At 42.0% G+C, this 8,841-nt stretch carries 13 protein-coding genes; 10 read left to right on the top strand and 3 right to left on the bottom strand.

What is annotated here, in order from left to right; translation table 11 throughout:
• The first annotated feature begins 103 nt into the window (after positions 1-103).
• The 4 genes from WDZ40_01875 to WDZ40_01860 all read left to right on the top strand — a co-directional run bounded on the left by WDZ40_01875 (position 104) and on the right by WDZ40_01860 (position 1,655).
• Positions 104-238, top strand: coding sequence for a hypothetical protein (locus WDZ40_01875; GenBank protein MEX0877596.1), 135 nt, complete (start codon positions 104-106; stop codon positions 236-238).
• 327 nt (positions 239-565) lie between these two features.
• Positions 566-742, top strand: a complete 177-nt coding sequence (locus tag WDZ40_01870; protein MEX0877595.1) for a hypothetical protein — start codon at positions 566-568, stop codon at positions 740-742.
• 17 nt (positions 743-759) lie between these two features.
• Entirely contained in the window at positions 760-1,227 is a 468-nt protein-coding gene (locus WDZ40_01865; GenBank protein ID MEX0877594.1) for a hypothetical protein, read from the top strand.
• Between the two features lie 275 nt (positions 1,228-1,502).
• Positions 1,503-1,655, top strand: coding sequence for a hypothetical protein (locus tag WDZ40_01860; protein ID MEX0877593.1), 153 nt, complete (start codon positions 1,503-1,505; stop codon positions 1,653-1,655).
• A 74-nt stretch (positions 1,656-1,729) separates the two neighbouring features.
• Here WDZ40_01860 and WDZ40_01855 read toward each other — a convergent pair whose 3' ends face one another.
• Positions 1,730-2,380 (bottom strand): MFS transporter, encoded by a 651-nt coding sequence (locus tag WDZ40_01855; GenBank protein MEX0877592.1) that lies wholly within the window; start codon positions 2,378-2,380, stop codon positions 1,730-1,732.
• Positions 2,381-2,608: 228 nt separating this feature from the next.
• On the opposite strand from WDZ40_01855, the gene WDZ40_01850 reads away from it, so the two are divergent.
• From WDZ40_01850 to WDZ40_01840, 3 genes are all read left to right on the top strand, one after another.
• Positions 2,609-3,283: a hypothetical protein gene (locus WDZ40_01850; GenBank protein MEX0877591.1), complete on the top strand. Its 675-nt coding sequence runs from the start codon at positions 2,609-2,611 to the stop codon at positions 3,281-3,283.
• 109 nt (positions 3,284-3,392) lie between these two features.
• Positions 3,393-3,632, top strand: a complete 240-nt coding sequence (locus WDZ40_01845) for a hypothetical protein (protein MEX0877590.1) — start codon at positions 3,393-3,395, stop codon at positions 3,630-3,632.
• Between the two features lie 357 nt (positions 3,633-3,989).
• A complete protein-coding gene (locus tag WDZ40_01840; GenBank protein ID MEX0877589.1) occupies positions 3,990-4,496 on the top strand; it encodes a hypothetical protein in 507 nt (168 codons plus the stop codon).
• A 105-nt stretch (positions 4,497-4,601) separates the two neighbouring features.
• Here WDZ40_01840 and WDZ40_01835 read toward each other — a convergent pair whose 3' ends face one another.
• Entirely contained in the window at positions 4,602-4,739 is a 138-nt protein-coding gene (locus WDZ40_01835; protein ID MEX0877588.1) for a hypothetical protein, read from the bottom strand.
• Between the two features lie 46 nt (positions 4,740-4,785).
• Between WDZ40_01835 and WDZ40_01830 the strand changes: the two genes are divergently transcribed.
• Together WDZ40_01830 and WDZ40_01825 are read left to right on the top strand one after the other, a co-directional pair.
• Positions 4,786-5,661, top strand: a complete 876-nt coding sequence (locus WDZ40_01830; protein MEX0877587.1) for a UTP--glucose-1-phosphate uridylyltransferase — start codon at positions 4,786-4,788, stop codon at positions 5,659-5,661.
• A gap of 87 nt (positions 5,662-5,748) precedes the next feature.
• A complete protein-coding gene (locus tag WDZ40_01825; protein MEX0877586.1) occupies positions 5,749-7,542 on the top strand; it encodes a hypothetical protein in 1,794 nt (597 codons plus the stop codon).
• Positions 7,543-7,794: 252 nt separating this feature from the next.
• On the opposite strand, the gene WDZ40_01820 is transcribed toward WDZ40_01825, so the two are convergent.
• Positions 7,795-8,265, bottom strand: coding sequence for a hypothetical protein (locus WDZ40_01820; protein MEX0877585.1), 471 nt, complete (start codon positions 8,263-8,265; stop codon positions 7,795-7,797).
• A 143-nt stretch (positions 8,266-8,408) separates the two neighbouring features.
• Here WDZ40_01820 and WDZ40_01815 point away from each other — a divergent pair.
• Positions 8,409-8,841: hypothetical protein (locus tag WDZ40_01815; protein ID MEX0877584.1), on the top strand; the 433-nt coding region annotated here is incomplete at its 3' end.

Here is an 8,841-nt window from a genome sequence, read left to right as displayed (position 1 = left end):
TTCAGTTTTGGAAGTAGCATAATTTGACAATTTTCAGTTTTTAAAGTATAGTGTTGTCAGAACATTTTAAGCTACGGGGAATATCCCCAAGAAAGGAACAAGAATGGAGCTGTTATTGGGTATTGTGTTTTTTATGTTTTTTGTATTTTTCGCCGTTCTTTTTGCCGTATTTGGCGGTTCAATTTCCCGTCCGGGAGGTTTCGGTCCGCCCACACACGACCCGGAATCTAACGACTAACAGGCAGAAGCACGGTTTTGCCGGAAAGGAGACAAAATGGAGCTGTTTCTACTCCTCTTTGCGGGCACGGTTTTCATTGCCGTTTTGGCGTACCTTCTTTATCCAAAACGCTTTGGCCCTGAGCCCACAACGCACAAAACTCCTAAACCTGTCTACGTAAAGTACGTAGACAAGCACGGAAATCCGAGGGGATATTGGACAACGGAAAAAAAGTCCTGAATTCCTCGTATTTAAAGCCCGAGTTACTTAGGTAACGAGGGCTTCTTTTTTTCTTTACCAAAACAGTTTTATGTGGTACTATTGTAGAAGCTCTTAAAGGAGATGTAAATGATTGGTCTTTTTTGGACAGCGTTACTCTTACTTTTTGCATATGCGAGCTTTAAAAATGCATACGATATATATGAAACATACGGACGTCTTGTGGGAAGGTTTTGGCTTTATTTCGGCTTAGGCATACTAACGCTATATTTCGTTCTTAGTCCCTATTTGGCAAGAATATTCTGATTTTTTAAGCTCTGCTCATGGCAGGGCTTTTTATTATTGTGTTTTTTACTCTTTGTGCTAATATATCATCAGTTCTCAGTAAAGGAGGTTCCGCTATGGAGGCTATGGAGGCTATGGAGCTTTTCATAATAATACTTTTGTTGCTTTCATTTTTATTTCTCGGCATCTTTTTGCTTGTAGCAAACCGCTCTTCTTTAAGCGCGAGAATGCTAAAAGAAGTAAAGGTTGTAACAAAGGGTTGGCATATAATACCTAAAGATTGCGCCTACTTTGTCGGATTGGAAATTCAGGAAGCAGAAGGGGAAACCATTACCGCAAGTATAGGCAAAGAAAAATACGATAAACTGCAATTAAGTAAAACCTATATGGTGGAGCTTTATAAAAAAGATGACGGCCCTTGGCAGGTCGGCACAATTTTTCCGCCTCATAGCGACAACGACCACAATAATAATTTCTTTATGTACCGCAGAAATCGCCTCATTTGAGAGGCGGTTTTTTATGGAATTATCCACTTAAATTTTTCTCCAGAAGCGATATAATAAGTAAAAGGTTGTATTTAATAAACTCGGCTAAAGCCTCATTTAGGTATCAAGTGTTAGCTATTAGGTAATAGGTGTAATACCTAAAACCTGACACCTAAAACCTTTTTGTGAGCGTTAGCGAATCCCGACGCTATCAAAATCTTTGATTTTGTTATAGCGTCGAGGATCCACGATACCGCAAGCGAATCAAAGATTCGGGCGGTATCGGGACAAAAACCATGGTTAGCGATTTTGTATCAAAAGAAGAAAGAGAGTATAAAGTAAAGCTTGGCACAACCATTGCCTCTGCCCTTACGGGTTTTGTCGCGGGAGTGGTTTCTGCAAGTGTTATCTTTTACGTAGTGATTGAAATAGTAAAAAACGGAGCATAAATAAACGGGTCAACGCGTTGACCCGTTTATAAAAACAGCGTCCCAACGACGCTGTTTTTTTGTTTTACATTCCTTTACCTCAAATATCTGTTGTTCTTTCTTATGGGCACCGCGGCCGCTTCCATCTCTTGAAGGTGTGGTTCCTTGTCTGTTTTTATAGTATGTATTAAAAATACTCCGCAAAACCCTATTATAGATATAGCGATAAAAATAGGTGTAAAACCGAAATTCTCAATAACCAGTCCTCCGGTTAACCCCGCCGCGGCAAGCCCAAGACCGAGTATAGAACTTTCCGCGCTCCATGTCTCGCTTTCTTTCCCTTCGTCTATGTGGCGCATAAACACTCCGCCCCATGCCGGCACCGCCATAGAAACTCCCATGGCGTGCACTATTTGTAGCGAGTAAAGCTCCCATGGCTGGGAAACAAAAATATATACCAAAGGTACGCAGCTCATTATGCTTGTACCTATCATAATAAAGTTAAGGTTCATTCTGCGCGTGTTTATTGAATCAAGATATTTGCCAATCGGTATTTGTAGCAGGGCTTTGCAGCCCCAGTATATACTTATAGCAATTCCCGCTATAACAATACTTCCACCGTCTATTTTTTCAAGTATAAAAATAGCAAAAACCGGAGCTACCAGTCCCCAGCCCGAATACACTACAAAATCATAGAATATCAGGGTTTTAACTATTCGGTTTAAGCGGGGAATAAATCGCTTCATAAGTTAGGGTATAGGTTTTAGGTACCGGGTATTACGCAATTTTCTAGAACCTAATACCTAAAACCTGAAGCGAGTGCGAAGCACAAGCTTGTATTAATTGTACAATTTTTATATTCAAAATTATACATGCGCACATTATCCACAAGAAGAATCCTATTATAAGTGTTTTTATGATGGTATAATATAAGAAAGGTTGGTTTTATAATGTAAATAAAATATATAAAAATTATGCAAAAGTTATTAAAAAAGTTTATGGTTTTGGCTGTTGTAGCTGCCATGTTTGCCCCTAACGCGGGAGCTTTAGCGCAAACAAATAACAGGCTGGATAGACAGCAAATACTGGAAGAGTACGAAGCAAGAAGAGCGCAGGCAGAAGAGCGCGCTGCCGAGATTAGGGAAAACATAGAGCAAAGGCGTCTTGAAATACGCGCCGAAGTTGAAGAGCGCCTGAGCGAGCGCGCTAAAATGCTCGCGGAACGTGTCGCAGACCATTTGGGGATAATAAACGACAACGCTACAGACGCAATGTTAAATCACTTAAACGCTTTAGACAGGGTGCTAAACAACCTTGAAAGCAGGACAGACCGCGTGGGTGATGCCACAGGACGCGATATGTCAGATGTGTACTCAGGCATAGATGCAGTTCGTGTTGAGGTGACTGAAGCCCGAAGTGCTGTTATTGACCAAAAAGAAAAGGTTTATACTGCGGAAATAGATTCCATGGAAGGTGCAGGTGAAGTTATGCGGGCTCTTTCTCAGGAACTTCGTTCCGACTTGCAGGACCTGCGTGAAAACACGCTCAAACCCTTGCACACATCAATGCGCAACCTTGTCACAGAACTAAAGGGCATTGTGGAAGCAATTATCGAAGAAGAAGGTGAGAACCAAGAAGACGAAGAATAACAATTAAGCTCGCTTCACTCGCAGGTACCAGGTTTTAGCTTTTAGGTATTAGACTAGTACCTAACTCCTAATACCTGAAACCTATTTGTGAACGAAGTGAACAAAAAACATGGCTTTACAAAAAAAATTAGTTCTTCCTGTCCTTGTTTTGGTGGTTATTGTAATTGTTGTCGCATTTATGATAATGCGCCAGCAGACCGCGCCCAATGGCGAAGAGTTAGAAGGAGATGACATACAGCAAATAGAGCAGGATCTGGACGCTCTGGAGACGGAGCTGGACAACATGGAACAAGACTTCAGTGACATAGAAGAAGATATCAACGCGTTTGAACAGGAGACAAGCAACTAATACGCCTCTCCAATAACGAAAACCGCTTTCCACACAAAGCGGTTTTTGTTTTAACAATGTTGGGTATTAAAATATTTTTAACAAAAGTAGGGACTGTCCCTACTTTTGTGGTGTGAGCAAGGTACCTGCCTGCCGGTTTACATGCCGATTGGTATGCAGGCAGGTTGAATTATTGCGTGTTTATGGACACGTTTTTTTAAATATGGTATAGTTGTCTCAGAATATTGACAACATGAAAGGAGGTAGTTCTTGTTTAAAACACGCCTCAAGATAGGTGTTTTGGTTTTACTGCCAATGTTTTTGATGTTTTTTCTTGTGGGAATAGTTCTGACCTTATTTAAGATCTGGAATCCGTTTATGGACGCTGTAGGATTTATTCCTCATGTTCTGTACGCGCCTGTTTCCGTATTGCTGACGCTTTTTGCGGCATATCTGGTGGGCGTTGTGGTTACCACTTCCGCTGCCGACTGGCTGCTTTCGCGCGTTTTTCTTGTAAGAAAGGTGTGGAGCGTTGTAAAAGTCATAACAGACAGGATAACCTTTGTGTTTAAGGGAGGGTACAAAAGGGTAGTTTACGAACATTTTGGAGCCGACACAAAACGCTGGCGTCCCGCCATCGTGATTGGCAGGACGATGTTTCACAACCCCGACGGCACACAAGAGCCGATGCTCATTGTGAACCAGCCGCCCCCTAATGTTTTTGATCCGCTTTGGATACCCGCGAAGGATACACGGATTATTGAAGACGATGTGAAAACATTTTCTCTATATATTTTTTCGGGAGGATTTGTAAATCCCGCGGATCTTCACCTGTCTTATTGGACAGAAGAGGAATACGAAGAAATTCCAGCAAGCACCGAATAAGGTGATTAGTTCATACAATTTTTAGCCGGTTTGCGTATAATTGCAAACCGGCTTTTTTTATGGGAGAATAAAGTAGTTTCTTAACGAGCGTGGCGAGTTTAGGAATTATTTTTTATTCTCTTTTGTAAGACCCATAAGACCCATTCGTCCTACAAGACCCATTCGTCCAATAAGTCCTATAAGACCTACAAGACCCATTAGTCCTATAAGACCCATTCGTCCTACAAGACTTATTAGTCCCATTCGTCCTATAGAGGTTATCGTTTAAAATTAATAATTATTTGTTACCATGAAAGTACGTAAAGCAATAATACCTGTAGCGGGGTTTGGCACCCGCTTTTTGCCTGCAACAAAGGTACAGCCAAAAGAAATGCTCCCAATAGCCGATAAGCCCGTTGTCCACTACCTTGTGGAAGAGGCAGTAGAGGCGGGAATAGAGGAGATACTCTTTGTTATAAACTCAAACAAGCATGTCATAGGCGACTATTTTGCCCGCGATATGGACTTGGAAAACTTCCTTAAAAAGAGGGGAAAAGAGGACCTTTTAGACAGAATAAAGCACATTCACAAGATGGCGCATTTTCTCTATGTACACCAGGACGAGCCACTCGGTTCGGGAGACGCTATTTTAAGAGGTGAAAGCTTCATAAACAACGAACCATTCGCTGTTTTTTACGCGGATGATGTAATGGACTATCCCAAAGATAAGCCCGCTATAGGGCAACTCATAGATATCTATAACGAGTATGAAACATCAGTTATGGGGCTTGTAGATGTTCCTCGTGAATATACTTATAAATACGGCGTAATGGAAGGCGAAAAACTAAAAGACAAGGTTCATAGGGTAGATAAGGTTGTGGAAAAACCCAAGCCCGAAGATGCCCCCTCAACACTTGCCAGCGTGGGACGTTTTATTCTCACGGGTGAGGTGTTTGAACATATAAAAAATTCTCCTGAAATAAAAAACGAAATTTACCTTGCAAGCGCTCTTGATGGGCTTTCAAAGAGTGGTAAAATGTACGGATATGAAATGGAGGGTGTCTGGCACGACTGCGGTAATAAATTCGGTTTTTGGAAGGCGAATTTTGAAATAGGACTAAAGAACGAAGAAATATCCAGCGAAGCCAAAGAATACCTTGAGGAATTTTTTAAAAAAAATTCCTAAGATACCACAGATCATAGCTGATATCACGGATGATTTTTATGTGCATCAGCGTAATCAGCCATTATCAGCGTAATCTTTTGCATTCTTATGCACAAACTTCTCCCAACACTATTAATAACCGCATTAGCCCTTACTCCTTTCACCGGCTTTGCTCAGACCTCTGTTACCAACAACTTCTTTGTAGAGTCGTCTTTTGACTTTGCCGCGCGCGACAAGGTAAGCTCAACTCTCCGCCACGAGTCCCAAAACGCTTACTTTTATGTAGAAGATTCTGTTTACAACAGCCTCCCTTCCTCCCAAAAGCAAAATTTTAGCGAGCAGCTCTCAACCCTCGCTAATGAGTTTGATACAAACATTTATCCTCGCTTACGCTCTGTTTACGGGCCCGAACTAAGTCCCGGCATAGATAACGATACAAAAATAACCATCCTTTTTACACGCATGCGCTCTTCATCCGCGGGGTATTTTCTTGAAAGAAACCAACTTTCGCGTTCTCAAGACCCTTTAAGCAACGAGCGTGAAATGTTTTACATAAACGCGGACACGGTTTTAGACAGTACAGCAAAGGTTCATGTGGCGCACGAGTTTGTGCATTTAATAGAATATAACCAAAGAACTCTCCTCAGGCAAAAACAAGAACGCTGGCTATCCGAAGGGTTGGCAGATTACGCGCCCACGCTTTTAGGTTACAACTCCTCTTATAGCGGCAGTTACCTTGAAACAAGGGCAAGAGATTTTCTTTCTTTTCCTTCAAATTCTCTTTTAAATTGGAAAGAAACTCCCGTGGATATTGCCGCCTCTTCTATGTTTACGCACTATCTTGTAGGGCAGTACGGCACAGGTGTTATAACAGAAATTATGCGCGCGCCTGTTTCAGGGGAAGAGGGCGTAACACGGGCCCTATCTGTTGTAGGTTCTACAGACACTTTCCGCGACACATTTACCAACTGGAATATCGCGAATTACATAAACTCTTCAGGCAAATACGCCTACCGTACAGCGGGTTTAAATTTTAGCAATTTTCACATAACAACACCTCTTCAATACTCAATATTCCAAAACAGCGCCATAACAACTAACTTTTTCGTGGATTACGGCGCCGCCTCATGGTTAAGGTTTGTGCCCGGACAGCTCGGCACAAACGGAGCGAATGTTTTGCGCCTGGAGTTTGACAGCTCCCAAAGCTCCGGCAGTTTTGAGGTTCCCTACATTGTCACAGACATAACAGGCAGGAGTGTTGTGCGTTTTATGGACATGGCAGACTCCAAAGATATCGTATTTATAGACGGTTTTGGCACGAGTGTCATATCGGTAGTTATCGCGCCTTCAAATTACTACACTTCATTGTTTTTAAACCCTCCCGCCGGCTCATTTACCATTAAAGTAAATACTGTAACTAAAGCAGGCCTGCCTGCCGAAGCCTCGGCGCAGGCAGGGGAAACAGGCCGGGTTAACGGCGATATAGATTACGCCGACGGCGCTCTTTTACGTGCCATAGGCGACCCAAAAGTATATGTAATAAAGAAAGCTTGTCCGTCCGAAGCCTCGTGCGAAGGGGGAACACCCTGCCAGTCCGAAGCTTCATGCGTAGGATGGAAACGCTGGATACCCACAGCCGAGATTTTTGAACAATACGGGCACCTGCGCTGGCAGGACATTATAGATGTACAGCCCGCTGTTTTAGACGCCTACGAAGAGAGCCGTCTTATTAAGTTTATAGGGGACTACAGAGTGTACGAGCTAAATTCTACCCACACACTTAAGCAGTGGCTTAACATCACCCCCGCCACATTTGAGAGCCGCGGGTACAACTGGAACCAAATTTACGAGGTAAATGCTAAGGAGTATAACTTTTATCAGACAAGCACTCCAATAAACTAAAAAGCAAGCCCTGAGCTTGCCGAAGGGCGCAGTCCCTCATATGCACGCATGTGAGGGGGAATATAACTTCTATCAGACAGGAAGTAACATAAATTAATTACACAAAATTAAGGTTGTGGAAAACTCATTGACAACTCATCTAAAAAGCGTTATATTGAAAGTGTGCTTGTGGGCGAAAGCCCCGTTCAGCTAAGGAACTCCTAAGCTGAAGGCAAGCACAACAAAAATACCGCTTTTCGGCGGTATTTTTGTTTAGTCGTTTTCCATATCCCCACTGTATAACTTTTGTTTTACATTATTTTTTAGCTTGGAATATGGCATCACACTCCAAAACGTCACCTTCCCATCACCAATTCTTTTTAGTATAGTTTTTATTTTTATTTCAGGATTTTGACTAGCTATGGCTATAAAGGCCCAGTATTCAACTTCTTTTGTTTTCCTCATTCCGTCTTTTGCAGATTTTTTACCTATGGGTTCTACTGTTTTTCTATGTTCCTGGAGAGTGCCTGATTTGCCTATAACTTTTAGGGCTAAAGGAAGTAGGTTCATTTTTAATATTTGTTCTTTTTTATTTCTCTCCCTTCTTGCAGAATATCTTAAATGGTGGAATCCATCGGAGGTTAATTCAACATCGGTTTGCAAATAGGGATTAAAAATCTTGCCTTTTGCGTCATATATTTTCCTCGCCCGCTCTTTTGTTTGCTTGAAATTATTTTCTGGCATAACTTCTAAATTATACACCGAGAGACAGTTTTTATGCAAGTTAGTTATTAGCAATTAGGACTTAGTTTTTTTGTCCCATTTTGTCCACATATTCTGGTCATAAAACCTTGCCACCGGCAAGGTTTTTGGTTACCATAAAGGGAATGTCCGAATCCCAAAATAACATAGATATACAAAACAAGCGCGACTACTTGTACGCGCTGGTTTTGGCGGTTTACAGGGTTACGGACAAGTTTCCGCCCCAGGAACATTTGCGCTTAAAAATGCGCGAAGAGGCGTTAAACATCCTCTCCCATGTAGAACATATTTACGCGGGAAAAGAATCGGACAGATATGTTAAATTTGTAAATTCTGTACGAACTCTTGTCCACTACTGCGAGATAGCAAGCGAGCAAAAATGGCTACATGAAAGCAATTTTGAAGTCTTAAAGCACGAGCTTTTTAAACTTCGCAACTCCTTTGAAATGCCCGAACAAATAGAACCGATAAAAGAGGGGATTCAGGAGGCATCTTACGAGGTAGATTTATCCGTGCAAACCGAAGCCCAGGACGGCTTGCCGTTCCGTAGCTCTGAAA

It is taken from the genome of Candidatus Spechtbacterales bacterium (assembly GCA_040879145.1).
GTDB lineage: Bacteria > Patescibacteriota > Minisyncoccia > Spechtbacterales > 2-12-FULL-38-22 > JAWVZY01.
The sequence above is the reverse complement of the archived record's forward strand: the minus strand, read 5'-3'. Positions and strand labels throughout refer to the sequence as shown.

Coding starts and splice junctions, on each gene's coding strand:
- WDZ40_01875 (MEX0877596.1), top strand. CDS start 104: ATGGAGCTGTTATTGGGTATTGTGTTTTTTATGTTTTTTGTATTTTTC.
- WDZ40_01870 (MEX0877595.1), top strand. CDS start 566: ATGATTGGTCTTTTTTGGACAGCGTTACTCTTACTTTTTGCATATGCG.
- WDZ40_01865 (MEX0877594.1), top strand. CDS start 760: ATGGCAGGGCTTTTTATTATTGTGTTTTTTACTCTTTGTGCTAATATA.
- WDZ40_01860 (MEX0877593.1), top strand. CDS start 1,503: ATGGTTAGCGATTTTGTATCAAAAGAAGAAAGAGAGTATAAAGTAAAG.
- WDZ40_01855 (MEX0877592.1), bottom strand. CDS start 2,380: ATGAAGCGATTTATTCCCCGCTTAAACCGAATAGTTAAAACCCTGATA.
- WDZ40_01850 (MEX0877591.1), top strand. CDS start 2,609: ATGCAAAAGTTATTAAAAAAGTTTATGGTTTTGGCTGTTGTAGCTGCC.
- WDZ40_01845 (MEX0877590.1), top strand. CDS start 3,393: ATGGCTTTACAAAAAAAATTAGTTCTTCCTGTCCTTGTTTTGGTGGTT.
- WDZ40_01840 (MEX0877589.1), top strand. CDS start 3,990: ATGGACGCTGTAGGATTTATTCCTCATGTTCTGTACGCGCCTGTTTCC.
- WDZ40_01835 (MEX0877588.1), bottom strand. CDS start 4,739: ATGGGACTAATAAGTCTTGTAGGACGAATGGGTCTTATAGGACTAATG.
- WDZ40_01830 (MEX0877587.1), top strand. CDS start 4,786: ATGAAAGTACGTAAAGCAATAATACCTGTAGCGGGGTTTGGCACCCGC.
- WDZ40_01825 (MEX0877586.1), top strand. CDS start 5,749: ATGCACAAACTTCTCCCAACACTATTAATAACCGCATTAGCCCTTACT.
- WDZ40_01820 (MEX0877585.1), bottom strand. CDS start 8,265: ATGCCAGAAAATAATTTCAAGCAAACAAAAGAGCGGGCGAGGAAAATA.